Consider the following 15975-nt stretch of genomic DNA (forward strand, 5'->3'; position numbering starts at 1 on the left):
CTTTTATAAAGGGGAGTTCTCCCTCTTTTTAACAGAGAGATTAGGGGAGATTTTAATCTTGAACTGAAAACAGCCCTGTTGACAAATAACGATCACCTCGGTCACAGATAATGCAGACAATCACAGCATCTGGATGTTCTTCAGCAATTTTAATTGACGCCCAAACTGCACCACCAGAAGAAGTACCTGCACTAATACCTTCAGTACGTGCTAACTTACGCATGGTTTTTTCTGCTTCGATTTGTGGAATATCAATAATTCGATCCACACGACGACGATCAAAAATAGTTGGAAGATATTCTTCCGGCCAACGACGAATCCCTGCAATGCTCGAACCATCAGATGGTTGTAAGCCCACAATTTGAATATCAGGGTTCTGTTCTTTTAAATACTTAGAGACCCCCATAATCGTTCCTGTCGTCCCCATCGAACTCACAAAGTGAGTAATTTTTCCGCCCGTTTGCTTCCAGATCTCAGGTCCAGTTGTGAGGTAATGCGCCTCTACATTGTCTGGATTACCAAATTGATTGAGGACAAAACCTTTGCCCTCAGCCTGCATTTGTAAAGCTAAATCGCGTGCGCCTTCCATACCTTGCTGTTGAGTCACTTCGATTAACTCAGCACCATAAGCCAACATTGCATCTTTACGTTCCTGACTCATGTTATTTGGCATGATCAGCTTCATTTTATAACCACGCATGGCTGCAACCATGGCTAAAGCAATGCCAGTGTTACCACTAGTGGCTTCAATTAAAGTATCACCAGGTTGAATTTGTCCACGCTTCTCTGCTTGAACAATCATGTTATAAGCAGGGCGATCTTTGACTGAGCCAGCAGGATTATTACCTTCTAATTTCGCTAATACGGTAGCTTGAGTATGACTTGCTAAACGCTGCAAACGCACTAAAGGGCTTTTACCGACATAATAGTCTAGTAAAAATTCATCTGCTAAAAAATCAGTTTGCGTATTCGTCATGATCGACACCGATATTAAGGTGGCGACTATTGTATGAAAAAATAAGAAATACTGCACCTTTTCACTATGCTTTTTATTGGCTAGCCAATACCTCTGATTTCGGCAAAGCATGATAAGATGTTTCGCAGAATGATAAATCTGACCGCGCTATGTCAAATTTCAATAAAACCCTATCTAAACGCTTACGGCTCAATCATGCTTATGGACAATTGATTGCACTTATTTTAGTGCCGATCGCCGTACTGACAGGTGTTGGTATTTTATGGGTTTTATCTGAAACCACCAGTGCAGCAAAACAACAACAATATTCAGATGCTTCTGCGATTTTAGCTCGCTACCATCAAACCGCAGAAAAATTACTACAACTGGTACAACAACACCCCGATCAATATGATCGCGCTCAAAACATTATGCAAAAAATGTTTGATGAGAAAAACTTACAACGCGCTGTCATTATTGATAATCAAGGGCAAACCTATCTCAGTGTTGGTTATCAAAATAATCGTTTTTGGCCGACTTTTCCGAATAACAGTAATTTTTTTGGTCCAATCGCACATAACCACAATAGCATCTATGGTGCAAAATTGGCTGGTGGTCATAACGAATCGATTTGGCTCATGATTGAACTAGACAATCAGCCACTTGAGTTAGCTCGCTATAAAATTCTATTGGCACTGGTCGTGACTGGACTAATTACCTTATTACTTTTATTACTTTGTTTAAACGTATTTTCAAGAATTTGGCTTGCGCCACTCTATGAAATTCGCATGCAAATGCAACGCTTAAATGCAGATACACTTGATCAGCATATCGTGGTGAACAGTACAGGTGAGTTACGCTTACTCCAGCGTGATATTGCGAATGTAGTCAAACGTTTACATTTTAGCTTCTTGGAGTTGAAAGAGCATACTGAACAAACCGAAGAGGATTTACGTCGTACTTTAGATACACTCGAAGTCCAAAATATTACTTATCGTCAAGCACGTGACCAAGCGATTTCATCGAATCAATCTAAATCAGTCTTTTTAGCCAATATCAGCCATGAACTTAGAACACCTCTCAACAGTATTGACGGTTTTATTCACCTCTTACTGCGTCAGCAGAACTTAAGTAATGAACAGAACCTGTATCTTCAAACTATTCGTAAATCTTCAGCTCACCTTTTAGCACTGATTAATGATGTCCTCGATTTCTCTAAAATTGATGCGGGTAAATTAGAGCTCGAAACAGCGCCATTTGATTTGGAAGAAGCTATTTTTGATGTGATGGATATGCTTTCCCCTCTCGCGGCACAAAAGTATATCAATATGGCATTTTACTATGCCGAAAATATTCCCCAACATGTGATTGGTGATGCATTACGCTTTAAACAAATTCTGACCAACCTCATTTCCAATGCCATCAAATTTACCCCAGATGGTGAAATCATTGTTCGTGTACGTATGGAAGATGATGAAATTGGACAATGTCTCTTACATTTCAGCGTCCAAGATAGTGGTATTGGTCTCAGTGGTACCGACCGTAAAAAACTTTTTGAATCATTCTCTCAAGGCGATGCTTCCGTTACTCGTCAATTTGGTGGTACGGGATTAGGCTTAGCGATTTCCAAACAACTTGTTCATTTGATGCATGGTCAAATTGGCTTTGAAGACAACCAAGAACGTGCCCCGACAGAAAAAGGTTCAACCTTTTGGTTTACGGCTTCATTCAAAGTAGATGAACAAGATGAATTTGTTGAGCACCCACATTTCGATCATTTACAAGTGGTGTCTTACCTCGCTCACCCTGCCACAGCGAGCGTGCTTCGTTCATATTTAGAAAACTACCGTGTCTCACATATCGAAACACAATCAATTTTGGATTTATTTAGTCGTCTGAATCATTTAAATCAGCAAGAAAACACATGGCTCATTGTTGACCATAGTGGTGATACAGAAGCACTACTCAAAGAAATTCGTCAGCGTTACCAAGGAAACTTAGCCGTTTACGGTTATCAAATGAGCCTTGAGCCGAACATGCTGAATGAATATCGTGCGCGCCCACTCTATCAACCATTGAGTCGCCGAGAACTGGTGCAACTGTTAGGGAATCAACCGATTTTTGAGCCAGAACCAGAAAACTTTAATGGTCAAGGATTACATATACTTGCTGTAGACGATCATTTACCTAACTTGATTGTACTAGAAGCATTACTCGGTGAATTGAACGTCACCACTACAAAAGCGCTCAGTGGGCAGAAAGCGATTGATATCATTCAAGCACGCATACAACAAAAATTACCGCCATTTGACTTAGTCTTTATGGACATCCAAATGCCAGTGATGTCAGGAATCGATACCACACGAGCAATTCGTTCCTTAGAGTCAACATTAGATACAGGCATGCAACTTCCGATTATTGCGCTCACGGCACATGCTCTAGCAGACGAGAAGCAAAAATTACTCAAAGTTGGTATGAATGATTACGTAACCAAACCGATTCAAATGGAACAAATCATTCAAATCTTAACGCACTGGACGAACAACAATTTCTCTTCTCAAGCAGCAAATACAGAACAAAAACGTTCGACTGAAACGATTGATCCTCAAATTTTGAATTGGCAACAAAGCGTTCAACTAGCAGCGAATAAAGAAGATCTAGCACAAGACCTATTGAATATGTTGGTAGATAGTTTCGATACAGAACTTGCTGAAATGCAACAATTGATTGAAATGGAAGACTTCCCTCAACTGGAACATGTATTGCACCGTCTATATGGCGCTACTCGATACGTAGGAACACCGAATTTGCAACAGGTTTCTGGCGAATTTGAACAATTCGTTTCAACCCTGCGTAAAGAACGACGTAAAGCAGACGATGGCTTTATTCGGGAAACAAATTATCGCTTTAACGAATTAAATACAGCCATTGAACAGGTGCGACAAGCCGCAAATCTCATCTTACACACCCATGACATTTAATGTGACTGCGGTGTCATGTTTCAGGTTAAAGACTCATGTTATGCTGCCCCAATCAAACACAATAAGAGTATGGTAAATGGCACTTTTACGCGTTGAAAAGAACAATGGGATTGCAACAGTTTCCTTAAATCGACCAGATAAACGCAATGCAATGAGTTTTGCATTATTAAAAGAATTGGTTGCAACAGCTAAAAAAATTGAGAAAGATCGTTCAATTCGTTGTGTCATCCTCACAGGTGAAGCACAAGTGTTTAGTGCTGGTATCGACTTATCAGATCTAAATAATCCAAAAAATACAGCATTTGCGGCATGGGAACTGATCAAACCTGGACAAAGCTTATTTCAAAAAGCTTTTTTAATTTGGCAAAATTTGCCTATTCCAGTTATTGCAGCGATCGAAGGTTTTTGCTTTGGTGCAGGCATGCAACTTGCGCTAGCAGCAGACATTCGTATTGCAACACCAAACACTCAAATGTCAATTATGGAAAGCCGTTGGGGCTTAGTTCCAGATATGGGCTTAACACGTTCATTAAAAGGACTCATCGGTGTTGATTTAGCCAAAGAATTAACGCTGACTGCGCGTATCTTTGACGCAGAATACGCTAAAGAAATTGGTCTAGTGACACATTTAGATCAAGATCCATTAGCCAAAGCAAACGTGATCGCCCAAGAAATCTTACAGCGCTCACCTGATGCGATTATGGCAGCGAAACGAGTATTGGATGCAATGGAACATCAACCTGAAAAGGCTTTACGTTTAGAAAAACTGTGGCAGCTTAAATTACTTTTAGGTAAAAACAGTAGCCTTGCACGTAAAAAAGATAAGAATCCAGAAATTCAATTCTTGCCGCGCCAATATAAATAAGCACGAGGATAAATTCACATGCATGCGAATCAACAAACACCTATCGCGTTCTTAGGTATGGGGTTAATGGGTACACGTATGGCCTCTCGACTTCTTCAAGCTGGTTATACTGTAGCTGTATGGAATCGAAGCCAACATGCATGTGAAGCACTTATTCAACAAGGTGCAACTCAATTAGAATTAAACAAGATTGCGGAATACCCTGTTATTTTAATATGTTTAGCGGATGATCAAGCTGTTCAAAGCGTTTTCGATCAAATCCAGCCCTATTTAAAAGCAGAGCAAGTGATTGTTGATTTTTCTAGCTTGTCGGTAACCGTGACACAACAATTGGCGCAATCTGCCCAACAGCAACAAGTGACTTGGATTGACTCGCCTGTTTCAGGTGGGACTATCGGAGCAGAACAAGGTACATTGGTCATTTTTGCTGGTGGCGATGAACACACCATCCAAGCACTCGAGCCTATTTATAAAGTCTTATCCCAACGTGTCACCCGTATGGGTGAAACAGGGACTGGACAAGCCACCAAAATTTGTAATCAATTAATTGTTGCAGCAAATAGCACTTTGATCGCAGAAGCTGTTGCATTAGCAAGCCAAGCAGGCGTAGATACTCGCTTACTTGCCCCTGCACTCGCGGGCGGTTTTGCAGACTCTAAACCTTTCCAAATTCTTGCTCCCCGTATGGCAACACACACTTTTGAGCCAGTACAATGGAAAGTGCAAACCTTATCAAAAGACCTTAATAATGCATTAAAACTTGCGCAGAGTTTTAATTTAAAGATACCTGTCGCACAAAAAGCTCTATTACAGTTACAAGCTCACCAAGAAAATGGCTTTTCTGAGAATGATTTAGCAACTATCATTCAATATATAGAGCAATAATAATTGATTCGAGGAGTTTGAATATGAGCCATCTTGCAGTCAATTTATCGATGATTTTTACAGAAGTTCCTTTGATTGAGCGTTTTGCTTTAGCTCATGCACATGGCTTCCAACATATTGAAATTCAGTTTCCATATGAATTAGATGTTATCGATATTCAAACTCAACTTGAACAATATGATCTTTCCCTTTGCCTCATTAATGCGCCTGCTGGCGATTTAATGCAGGGCGGTAATGGCCTAGCAGGTATTCCTGGAAAAGAAATTGAATTTCATCATGCCCTTATGCTTGCAATTCGTTATGCAAAGGCACTGAATGTTCCTCGAGTCAATATTTTAGCGGGTAAACAGCCTCAAGATGCTGACCTCTTACCCTGTTTAAATACCTTAGCAAGCAATTTGAAACTTGCTTGCCACATGCTCACTGAACAAGGTATTGAACCCGTTTTTGAAATGATTAATGGCACAGATATGCCACGTTTTCTAGTTCAGAATATCGCTCAAGCCCAAGAAATGCTGGAAGTCGTCAACCATCCTGCTTTAAAAATGCAGTACGATTGTTACCATATGGCAATGATGGGCGAAGAGATTCTGGCTGGATTACAGGAAAATTTACATCAAATTGGACATATCCAATTCGCCGATTATCCAAATCGACATGAACCTGACACAGGAAATATTCCCTATAAGCAAATTTTTGACTGGTTACGTCAAAGTGACTATCAAGGTTATATTGGTGCAGAATACCGACCAAAAACTCAATCAGATCAATCTTTTGCATGGAAAAAAAAGTACTTTTCCAATGACGTGAATACATAAACTGTTACTGCTGAAATTTGAATTTTATAGAGAAAAACGGTATATTTGACGATGAGTAATTGTCAGGAAAATATACCCTCTATGAATTTAGAACCATCGCCCAGCGCTTCTAATTCTCACGACCTAAAAATCAAAACAGCAAACAAAGATGTACATGCTTGTTTAAAAGTTGTACATGAAGCCCTTACTGATGTAAAAGCCAAAGATATTCTAGAACTTGATGTAAGTTCTATTAGCAATGTTGCCGATGCAATTGTGATTGCAAGCGGAACATCTACTCGTCATGTCAAAGCACTTGCTGACAATGTTGCTGATGAAGCACGTAAAGCAGGTTTTCGCCCAATTGGTGTTGAGGGTGAACGAGATGCTGAATGGATCCTAATTGATCTAGGGTTCGTTGTTGTACACGTTATGCTACCTACCGCCCGTAAGTTCTATGACTTAGAAAGTTTATGGCGTGCACCAGAATCAGTAGCGTAATGCTCAAAAAAGCGACCCAAATTGGTCGCTTTTTTTATATTCATAATAACTGTTTTAAATCAATTTCAGGATGTTGTTGCTTCACTGTATTCTTAATCTGCGCATAAAGCTGATCAGCTTTATTTGGCCCATAAAAATCACAATAAATAGCATAAAAAATTGTAATCAATTCCGCATAGAGTGCTTGAGGTATTTGCTTAAGACAATTTTTTTCTGAACCATCAATAAATCGATAAGCAGCCAATAAGCGATGCTTTTTCATTTTTACCCCCAGTTCATCTACGAACTCTAAATAATCATTCCGATGAACTGATTTTAAAATTGTGATAATAAAATCATAAAAAGCTTGAAATAAATCTACAGGCTGCTCTTCTTCCGCAATCACCACCTCTAGATCTTCTTTAACCTCAAGATGTTGCTGCTTTTCAACAATCGATATTTCATGCAAGACCTGACGCAACATGTCTTTGCGGAGCAACCGCAACTCATGTGTTGTACAAATTTCACTTAAAAAACGGTTTAATACAAAAGAAGGCTGATGTCCATATTCACTTTCCCAATACTGTAAAACACGTTGCAAAACGGTATCTGGCAAAAATTGGGATAATCCTTTTGTGACTGCCTGCTTCTTTTGTTCAATTGTTAGCTCAACCATAGCGATCACCCCTTAATGCCGATGAGTGATATTTTCAGTCTCAAAAGTTACATCTCTTTGAAACTCAGGATAAGATAATTCCGCATGTTCTGTGTAGTCTAAACCACGTTGTTCATGTTGTTGTGAAACTCGCAAACCACCTAAGAGCTTATCAAGTAATTTAAACATAATAAAAGATGCACCAAATCCCCAAATTAATGCAGCCCCCACACCTAAGGCTTGAACAAGAATAATATCTAAATTAAATAGTGATTTTTCAAAGAAAATACCTGCAGCTAATGTCCCCCATGCACCACAAACACCATGAACAGTCACTGCATCCACAACATCATCTAATTGCATCTTTTCTATAAATTGTGGAACAAAGGTAATTAATAATCCCGCGATTGCTCCTGTGATAATCGCAAACGGCGGTGACATTGTGGCACATCCTGCCGTAATTGCGACTAGGCCCGCTAATGATGCATTAATCGTATGACGCATCAAGACTGCTTTTGATTGAAGCAGTGCAAGAATCATGTAAGTTGAAGCCGCAGCACACGCAGCAAGATGTGTATTCAGTACAATACGCCCAATACTAACACTGGCTGCAACGGTTGAAGCGGCATTAAAACCGAACCAAGCAAACCACAAAATAAAGCCGCCTAATGCAACGAGAGGTAAGTTATGTCCTGCTAAAAAATGACTTTGCCCTTTGCGACCAAAACGACCTAAACGTGGTCCTAACACGATAATGCCTGCCAGTGCCACCCAACCACCAATTGAATGCACGACGGTTGAACCTGCAAAATCAATAAAACCCAGAGCTTTTAACCAACCATCTCCACCAAACAATCCCCCCCAAGCCCAACTTCCAAATATCGGATAAATCACACCACTGACAAAGATGGCACTCACCACATAAGCCACAAAATGTATTCGCTCCGCCATCGCACCACTTGCAATCGTGGTTGCTGTTGCTGCAAACATCATTTGGAAAAACAATAAATTCCAATGCCAGTCATCTAATTGACTCGGCATAAAATATCCCCACCCTATCCAGCCTGTTTGATTTAAACCGAACATCAAACCAAAACCAAATAGCCAGAAAATGATACCGCCTATACAGGTGTCCATATAATTTTTCATAAGAACATTAACGGTATTCTTACTACGAACAGATCCACTTTCAATTAAAGCAAATCCTGCTTGCATAAAGAAAACTAAAATTCCACCAACAACCACCCACACGCTATCCAAGGAAAGGCGAATTTCTTGAATATTAGGTGCAGTTTCAGCAAAAGAAGCGGAAGAGAGAAACAATAAAAATGGCAAAATCAATACGATATTTTTCATATAATTCCCCTAAAAAGAACAAGAAATTAAATGCAAAGAGAATGCCAAAACAAACTTTATTTATTCAAAAAATTTATTGGTTTATATTTATCTATCATAAAAAAGCGATTTAACATTCATATTGATGATTAAAGTTTTTTACTCAAAGTACAAAGATGAGCTATTGGTAATTTTAAAAAATTGACATGACAAATTGTCAAATTTAACGCACTATAACACCACCTTAGAACTCGGTTAATAAAAAGTATCACAGGAGTAACACATGAAGGTCTTGATTACAGGTGCAAATACAGGAATTGGCTTTGCTACAGCGGAGCAATTGGTCAAACAAGGACAGCATGTCATTCTTGCCTGCCGCAATCCTCAAAAAGCACAAGCTGCACAAGAAAAATTACGTAAACTTGATCAAGCACAAGTAGACTTAGTTTCACTTGATTTAAATAGTCTTGAACAAACCCGAAAAGCGGCAGATCAAATCGCTGATCAATATGGCAATCTAGATGTTTTAATTAACAATGCTGGTCTTTTTGCCAAAACCAAGCAACTCACCGCTGATGGATTTGAACAACAATTTGGAGTGAATTATTTAGGACATTTTCTTTTAACTCAAAAATTACTCCCAGTTCTAGAAAAAGCACCTAAAGCCCGAATCGTACACCTTGCTTCAATTGCGCATTGGGCGGGTTCAATCAAACCAAATAAATTTCGTGCTGAGGGTTTTTATAATCCACTGTTTTATTATGGTCAATCTAAATTAGCGAATCTATTATTCAGCAATGCTTTAGCTGGACGTATGGCGAATAGCACCATTACCAACAATGCTTTGCATCCAGGGGGTGTTGCATCAGACATTTATCGCGAACTGCCAAAGCCGGTTTATGAAGTGATGAAAATTGGTTTAGTACCCACCTCGGTTCCTGCAAAGTTAATTACAGATATGGCTATTGCAGATCATTGGGCAAACCGCAATGGCGAATATGTCAGTGCTCATATGCCAGATTGGAAATCACCACATGCTAAAAATCAACAACTTGCACGCGATCTTTATGCTCAATCTATGGATTTGGTAGAAAAATATCTTTAATTAAATCGCAAATAAAAAAGCCACCCGAGGGTGGCTTTTACAATCTTGAGCGAGGTCAGCTTAGTGACCACCACCATTGATGGCTTTCGTCATATCTTCCACAACTTTCTTGGCATCACCGAAGATCATCATGGTTTTTTCATTGTAGAACAAGTCATTGTCTAAGCCAGCATAACCTGTCGCCATAGAACGCTTGATCACCATGATGGTACGTGCTTTATGTGCTTCAAGAATCGGCATACCATAAATTGGTGATGTCGGATCATCTTTCGCCGCAGGGTTCACTACGTCATTCGCACCAATCACAAGTACTACGTCTGTTGCAGGGAAGTCTGAGTTAATCTCATCCATTTCCAAGATGTCTTCATACGCAACATCAGCTTCAGCAAGTAATACGTTCATGTGACCAGGCATACGACCAGCAACTGGGTGAATCGCAAAGCGAACTTTTACGCCCTGCTCTTTCAAGATTTCACACAACTCTTTAACCGCATTCTGTGCACGACCTTGTGCCATACCATAACCTGGTACAATCACAACGCTGTCTGCATTTGACATCAGGAAGCCTGCGTCATCTGCTGAACCAGAACGGTGGTTACGTTGAACTTGCTCACCTTTATCTGCTGATGCAACTGCTGCACCACCCATCGCACCACCAAACAAGACGTTGATGATCGAACGGTTCATCGCCTTACACATGATGTAAGAGAGAATCGCACCAGAAGAACCTACAAGTGAACCTGCAACGATCAACATATTGTTTTCAAGGGTGAAACCAATACCTGCTGCAGCCCAACCAGAGAATGAGTTCAAGAGTGATACCACAACTGGCATATCACCACCACCGACTGGCGCAATCCACACCCAGCCAAATGCAAGTGCAAGTGCTGTCATTGCCCAGAATGCAGTCATGTTACCCGTAGTGAAGAAGTAGAAACCACATGCAAGCATCGCAATAAAGATTGCTGCTTGAACTGGTTTAACCCATGCACCAGAAATTGTTTTTGCCCATTTCTTCGCAGCTAATTTACCGTAAGCAAACACAGACGCAGTAAATGTAATCGCACCAACGAAACAGCCAACAAACAATTCAAATAAATGAACTGGACTCATATGTGCGTGTTGAACACCAGCAGCAGTTAAAGCAGCTTCATTTTGTTCAAACAATACATTGAGTTGGTTGTTGTGTAGAATCGCAGCAATCGCAATCAATACCGCAGCCAAACCAACCAATGAGTGCATCAATGCAACTGTTTCAGGCATTTGCGTCATTGGAACTGTTTTCGCACGTGCGATACCAACAACAGCACCCAATACCATTGCACCGCCAATCATCCAAACTACTGGATGCTCAGCAACAAAGAAGGTTGTTACTACAGCAATCGCCATTGCGATCATACCGTAGCGGTTACCTGCAATTGCAGTCTTAGGGCCAGACAAGCCACGTAAAGTTAAGATAAAGAGGACAGCACCAATCAGGTAGAACCAATCCGCATAGTCTCGAATAAATTCCATTGCTTAGCCCTCTTTTTTCTTTTGCTTCGGCTTGAACATTTCAAGCATACGAGCAGTTACAGCAAAGCCACCAAAAATGTTGATACTTGCCAAGAACACAGCAACAGCACCTAAGATGCTTACAACATTTACACTTTGGAATGCTACATTGGCATCAACACCAATTGCAGGCATACCTACAGTCTGGATCATCGCTCCAACCACAATAATTGAAGACAACGCATTCGTTACTGCCATTAATGGTGTATGTAACGCTGGCGTTACACCCCACACCACATAATAACCTACAAAGATGGCAAGGACGAAAATTGTAATCGTTTCAACCATGAGAACTCTCCTTAACCGCGCTTGAGCAGTACTTGACCGCCATGAGTCACGAGTAACGCTTTTTGGATTTCTTCTTCTGGATTAATCGCAAAGTTTTTGTCTTTGTCGAATAATGTTTCAAGGAAGTTAAAAACGTTACGTGCATACAATGCAGATGCTTCAGTTGCAACTGTGCCTGGAATGTTTGGAATACCCAAAATTTTCACACCATTTTCAGTAACAACTGTTTCGCCTTCTTTAGAACCTTCAACGTTACCACCCGTTTCAACTGCCATATCTAAAATGACAGAGCCCGGCTTCATTTTGGCAACAGTTTCAGCTTTGATCAGACGCGGAGCATTACGACCCGGAATCAATGCAGTCGTGATTACGATGTCAGCATTTGATACCGCTTTATCTACAATCGCAGCTTGATCTTTGATGTATTGCTCACCCGGCTGCCAACCATAACCGCTTTTCGCAGCTTCAGCAGCACGTTGTTTTTCTTCGTCTGACATTGGTACGTCTAACCATTTACCACCTAAAGACTCAACTTGTTCTTTAGCAGTTGGACGTAAGTCAGTTGCTTCTACAACTGCACCTAAACGTTTTGCAGTCGCAATCGCTTGAAGACCAGCAACACCAACACCCATGATCACGACACGCGCAGGTTTTACGGTACCCGCAGCAGTCATTAACATTGGGAACATACGTTGATATTCAGCCGCAGCTAACAATACAGATTTATAACCCGCTAAGTTTGCTTGAGAAGAAAGTACGTCCATGTTTTGTGCGCGTGAAAGCGTACGAGGAAGTAACTCTAAAGCAAAAGCAGACACTTGCTGAGTAGCAAACTGGTCTAATTCTGGATTGCGGTAAGGGTCAAACATAGCTATTACAGTTGTATTCGCCGCAAGTTTTTGAATTTCGTCACCGCTAGGAGCACGTACCTTCAAAATAATTTGGCTGCCTGTATAAGCATCGTCCGTAATAGTTGCGCCAACTTGTTCATAAGCACTGTCAATATAGGCTGCTTTAACACCAGCGCCACGTTGAATGACAATGCTATGACCTGCGTTAATCAACTTCTTAACTGTTTCTGGTGTTGCCGCTACACGACTTTCACCTGCAACAGTTTCGGTTGGGATTCCGATCTGCATGAGCGTTCCTCAAGCTAGTTTTTCTTAAGTAAACATCGCGAGTCGCAATGTTTCCCCCAGGAGTATTCTTTGTTGAATTTTGGATTCTAATGGAACTTTTTTAAAATTCCACCCAATATTTATTTAATAAATACCTATATTTTGAACTGATGATTCAGATTAATGTTTACAACTTGTATAATCAGCATGTTTGCCTGCTTATAAGTAAAAACACTTTATCTTTATATACTATATGAGTAAGTCTGATTATTTAGACAAACTCACCAGCTCACTGTCTTTTTCAGTCATCAACAACAGATAAAAAAGTAAGGTATAAATAACAAATCAGGGCTTTGTTGGATCAATGACTCATAATCAATACAAATTACTTATCTGGTTTAGATATTGAACGTATTGTGATTTATAAATCATCCGAATCTGCATCATAATCATGCAATTAATCGGTGGGATTGGCTTCTTAGAACATTTATAGCGTTTTTAGAGCGACTTCGATCAAATTTTTACAGATAAAATCATCGATTAGTAAAGACTAAGCAAATCATTCAAAATGATCCAAAGATGCGAATAGCGATCAATGAAGATAATTATCAAAAATAAATGTAAAAATTTTAAATGGCATTTTTTCAAGTGATATTTGTATGATTTTGTCTAATCAAACCCCAAAAATTGCACAAAATTAGTGCAATAAAATCATCTTTTAAATTTCTGCCTCATTTTTTTGATTCAACAAAAATAAAATTTCTTGAAAATGTGCACCCATAGCATCCTCAGCAAGACAATCTTCAGGATTTCGCAAAGGACATTGCTCCAAAGACAAACAACCACAACCGATACATTGATCCAATTGTTGGCGTAACTGCAACAACATCATGATTTGCTGATCTAATTGCCCCTGCCACTCTTGTGACATGATTTGCCAATCTTTTTTCGTAGCCACTTGTTGCTTTGGTAAGATACTCAGCGTTTGTTTTATTTGTTTTAAACTGATCCCAACCTGTTGAGCTGCTTTTATAATTGCAATTCGCCTAAGCATCGCACGCTGATACCTACGCTGATTCCCCTCCGTTCTAGTACTCCAAATCAGATCTTTTTCCTCATAAAAACGAATCGTTGGAACACTTACGCCGCTACGTTTTGCAAGTTCTCCGATGCTAAGCCATGTTTCTGGGGAATATTGTTTCAAAATTTCCTTGACCTCTAGTTAACTTGAGCTTTGATACTAGCACATATCAGATTTTATGAAGATGTACCGTAATGAATAAAATAAATACTCAAGCCTTTCAAATAATTAATCCTGAAGCGCTCTATCATCCTAAAAGGAATGGATATAGTCATATTGCTGTTGTAAAACCGAATATGCGAGCTATTCATCTCGCGGGGCAAGGTGGAGAAAATAAAAATGGTGATCTTTCACCTTTTTTTGACCAACAGGTACAACAAGTCTTCTATAATATTCAACAGGCTTTAGCCTCAGTTCAAGCAACGCTTTCAGATATTGCTGTGTTACGTGTTCTGATTGTTGATCATGACGCTCAGAAACATCAGCTGGTGATTAAAACAATAGTGGATCTTTGGAAAACTCATGAATTCCCTGTTTGTACACTTATTCCAGTCACAGGCTTAGCATTACCAGAAATGCAAATTGAAATCGAAGCGACTGCGTATACTGCCTAAGAACCAGAGAAGAGAATATTATGTCAAACACCCAAAATATTAGTCAAAATAAAGCCTTACTCTGGTTTATGGCAGCAGCATGTGGTTTATGTGCAGGTGCAAACTATTATAGTCAACCCTTAATTCACTCCATTCAGCAATTTTTTGCGGTTACAGAGGGGCAAGCAGCTCTGACTGTAACTTTTGCTCAGGTTTCTTACGCGCTCGGCTTGCTCTTTATTGTTCCAATGGGCGATGTCGTTAATAAGACAAAATTTATTCCGCTCTTAATGGCATTATGTGCGGTAGGCCTATTTATTTGTGCTTTCTCTGTGAATCTATCAATGCTTTGGATTGGTACAATTCTAGTTGGACTATTTTCTGTCGCTGCTCAAGTTTTAATTCCACTCGCAACCATGACTGTTGAACCAGAAAAAACAGGTGAAGTTGTTGGCTTTCTCATGAGTGGTTTATTGGTTGGTATTTTACTTTCCACAAGTCTTGCAGGGCTCTTTTCAAATTTGTTTCATTGGAAAGTCATTTATGTCGTGAGTGGTATTTTAATGTTGATTTTGGCTTATGCACTCAAAAGTCGACTCCCATATGTTATGCGAATCAAAATGGATTACAGACAAATTTTTGTCTCTATGGCTGAATTATTAAAACAAGAAAAACGTTTGCTATTACGTGCATTGACAGGTGCTTTTGCATTTGCAGCAGTCAGTATTTTGTATTCAACGATTGCGTTATTGCTCACAGCAGCACATCACCTTCCTGACCTTGTGATTGGAATGGTTAGCCTTGTCGGTATTTTCGGCGCATTATCAACTCAATATATAGGTCGCTACGCTGACCAAGGTTATACAAAACAATTAACTTGGATCGGCTGTGGCTTGTTCATCCTCAGTTGGATTTGTTTCTATTTTGGACAAACTTTTCTATTCAGCTACATTCTTGGATTTGCCGTTATCCAATTGGCTTTAGCACTTGTCCATACCAGTAATCAAAGTATTATTTTCCGTTTACGACCTGATGCAAAATCTCGAATTAATGCCATATATATGACGGCGTATTTTACAGGCGGTGCTTGTGGCTCTGCACTTGGGATTTTTTCATGGAATCATGGTGGTTGGACAATGACGTGCATCGCTGGAATGAGTCTTGTTTTTGCCTGTATGCTTTTTAGTTTATTGGATAATTACTTAATTTATAAAAATGAAAATACTGCAAATAATTGCTAGGCTTCCAACTAAAATCACTTATCAATCAATGCATACTAACAA

At 39.7% G+C, this 15975-nt stretch carries 15 protein-coding genes; 8 read left to right on the forward strand and 7 right to left on the reverse strand.

The features are described 5' to 3' along the window. Window positions 1–52: 52 nt before the first annotated feature. Window positions 53–976, reverse strand: coding sequence for a cysteine synthase CysM (gene cysM / locus O1449_RS12990; protein ID WP_004664170.1), 924 nt, complete (start codon window positions 974–976; stop codon window positions 53–55). A gap of 149 nt (window positions 977–1125) precedes the next feature. Between cysM and O1449_RS12995 the strand changes: the two genes are divergently transcribed. The 5 genes from O1449_RS12995 to rsfS all read left to right on the forward strand — a co-directional run bounded on the left by O1449_RS12995 (window position 1126) and on the right by rsfS (window position 6984). Next, window positions 1126–3936, forward strand: coding sequence for a GacS-like sensor histidine kinase (locus O1449_RS12995; RefSeq protein ID WP_269238520.1), 2811 nt, complete (start codon window positions 1126–1128; stop codon window positions 3934–3936). 76 nt (window positions 3937–4012) lie between these two features. Continuing rightward, window positions 4013–4801, forward strand: a complete 789-nt coding sequence (locus O1449_RS13000; RefSeq protein WP_269238521.1) for a crotonase/enoyl-CoA hydratase family protein — start codon at window positions 4013–4015, stop codon at window positions 4799–4801. Window positions 4802–4819: 18 nt separating this feature from the next. Further along, entirely contained in the window at window positions 4820–5686 is an 867-nt protein-coding gene (locus O1449_RS13005; RefSeq protein ID WP_269238522.1) for an NAD(P)-dependent oxidoreductase, read from the forward strand. A gap of 23 nt (window positions 5687–5709) precedes the next feature. Then, on the forward strand, window positions 5710–6504 hold the full coding sequence (locus O1449_RS13010) for a hydroxypyruvate isomerase family protein (protein WP_269238523.1): 795 nt from the start codon (window positions 5710–5712) through the stop codon (window positions 6502–6504). A gap of 81 nt (window positions 6505–6585) precedes the next feature. Continuing rightward, window positions 6586–6984, forward strand: coding sequence for a ribosome silencing factor (gene rsfS, locus O1449_RS13015; RefSeq protein WP_004664160.1), 399 nt, complete (start codon window positions 6586–6588; stop codon window positions 6982–6984). A 40-nt stretch (window positions 6985–7024) separates the two neighbouring features. On the opposite strand, the gene O1449_RS13020 is transcribed toward rsfS, so the two are convergent. After that, window positions 7025–7639, reverse strand: a complete 615-nt coding sequence (locus O1449_RS13020) for a hypothetical protein (RefSeq protein ID WP_269229598.1) — start codon at window positions 7637–7639, stop codon at window positions 7025–7027. 12 nt (window positions 7640–7651) lie between these two features. Continuing rightward, a complete protein-coding gene (locus O1449_RS13025; RefSeq protein WP_269229597.1) occupies window positions 7652–8974 on the reverse strand; it encodes an ammonium transporter in 1323 nt (440 codons plus the stop codon). 262 nt (window positions 8975–9236) lie between these two features. Between O1449_RS13025 and O1449_RS13030 the strand changes: the two genes are divergently transcribed. Further along, window positions 9237–10058, forward strand: coding sequence for an SDR family NAD(P)-dependent oxidoreductase (locus tag O1449_RS13030; protein ID WP_269238524.1), 822 nt, complete (start codon window positions 9237–9239; stop codon window positions 10056–10058). Window positions 10059–10118: 60 nt separating this feature from the next. Here the strand turns inward: O1449_RS13030 and O1449_RS13035 are convergent, their stop codons facing one another. The 4 genes from O1449_RS13035 to soxR all read right to left on the reverse strand — a co-directional run bounded on the left by O1449_RS13035 (window position 10119) and on the right by soxR (window position 14222). Continuing rightward, entirely contained in the window at window positions 10119–11573 is a 1455-nt protein-coding gene (locus O1449_RS13035) for an NAD(P)(+) transhydrogenase (Re/Si-specific) subunit beta (RefSeq protein WP_269238525.1), read from the reverse strand. Window positions 11574–11576: 3 nt separating this feature from the next. After that, the gene (locus tag O1449_RS13040) at window positions 11577–11900 is read right to left on the reverse strand and encodes a proton-translocating transhydrogenase family protein (protein ID WP_004664154.1); all 324 of its coding nucleotides are present in this window, start codon (window positions 11898–11900) and stop codon (window positions 11577–11579) included. An 11-nt stretch (window positions 11901–11911) separates the two neighbouring features. Next, entirely contained in the window at window positions 11912–13039 is a 1128-nt protein-coding gene (locus tag O1449_RS13045) for a Re/Si-specific NAD(P)(+) transhydrogenase subunit alpha (protein WP_005214623.1), read from the reverse strand. Between the two features lie 697 nt (window positions 13040–13736). Beyond that, the gene (gene soxR / locus O1449_RS13050) at window positions 13737–14222 is read right to left on the reverse strand and encodes a redox-sensitive transcriptional activator SoxR (protein WP_269238526.1); all 486 of its coding nucleotides are present in this window, start codon (window positions 14220–14222) and stop codon (window positions 13737–13739) included. A 71-nt stretch (window positions 14223–14293) separates the two neighbouring features. Between soxR and O1449_RS13055 the strand changes: the two genes are divergently transcribed. Both O1449_RS13055 and O1449_RS13060 read left to right on the forward strand, forming a co-directional pair. Continuing rightward, window positions 14294–14713, forward strand: coding sequence for a RidA family protein (locus O1449_RS13055; protein WP_269238527.1), 420 nt, complete (start codon window positions 14294–14296; stop codon window positions 14711–14713). Window positions 14714–14733: 20 nt separating this feature from the next. Beyond that, a complete protein-coding gene (locus O1449_RS13060; RefSeq protein ID WP_269238528.1) occupies window positions 14734–15933 on the forward strand; it encodes an MFS transporter in 1200 nt (399 codons plus the stop codon). The last annotated feature ends 42 nt before the right edge of the window (window positions 15934–15975 follow it).

Source organism: Acinetobacter sp. TR3, from assembly GCF_027105055.1.
Lineage (GTDB): Bacteria > Pseudomonadota > Gammaproteobacteria > Pseudomonadales > Moraxellaceae > Acinetobacter.

Excerpts from the sequence above, each read along its gene's own strand:
- cysM (WP_004664170.1), bottom strand. The coding sequence starts at position 976 with ATGACGAATACGCAAACTGATTTTTTAGCAGATGAATTTTTACTAGAC.
- O1449_RS12995 (WP_269238520.1), top strand. The coding sequence starts at position 1,126 with ATGTCAAATTTCAATAAAACCCTATCTAAACGCTTACGGCTCAATCAT.
- O1449_RS13000 (WP_269238521.1), top strand. The coding sequence starts at position 4,013 with ATGGCACTTTTACGCGTTGAAAAGAACAATGGGATTGCAACAGTTTCC.
- O1449_RS13005 (WP_269238522.1), top strand. The coding sequence starts at position 4,820 with ATGCATGCGAATCAACAAACACCTATCGCGTTCTTAGGTATGGGGTTA.
- O1449_RS13010 (WP_269238523.1), top strand. The coding sequence starts at position 5,710 with ATGAGCCATCTTGCAGTCAATTTATCGATGATTTTTACAGAAGTTCCT.
- rsfS (WP_004664160.1), top strand. The coding sequence starts at position 6,586 with ATGAATTTAGAACCATCGCCCAGCGCTTCTAATTCTCACGACCTAAAA.
- O1449_RS13020 (WP_269229598.1), bottom strand. The coding sequence starts at position 7,639 with ATGGTTGAGCTAACAATTGAACAAAAGAAGCAGGCAGTCACAAAAGGA.
- O1449_RS13025 (WP_269229597.1), bottom strand. The coding sequence starts at position 8,974 with ATGAAAAATATCGTATTGATTTTGCCATTTTTATTGTTTCTCTCTTCC.
- O1449_RS13030 (WP_269238524.1), top strand. The coding sequence starts at position 9,237 with ATGAAGGTCTTGATTACAGGTGCAAATACAGGAATTGGCTTTGCTACA.
- O1449_RS13035 (WP_269238525.1), bottom strand. The coding sequence starts at position 11,573 with ATGGAATTTATTCGAGACTATGCGGATTGGTTCTACCTGATTGGTGCT.
- O1449_RS13040 (WP_004664154.1), bottom strand. The coding sequence starts at position 11,900 with ATGGTTGAAACGATTACAATTTTCGTCCTTGCCATCTTTGTAGGTTAT.
- O1449_RS13045 (WP_005214623.1), bottom strand. The coding sequence starts at position 13,039 with ATGCAGATCGGAATCCCAACCGAAACTGTTGCAGGTGAAAGTCGTGTA.
- O1449_RS13055 (WP_269238527.1), top strand. The coding sequence starts at position 14,294 with ATGAATAAAATAAATACTCAAGCCTTTCAAATAATTAATCCTGAAGCG.
- O1449_RS13060 (WP_269238528.1), top strand. The coding sequence starts at position 14,734 with ATGTCAAACACCCAAAATATTAGTCAAAATAAAGCCTTACTCTGGTTT.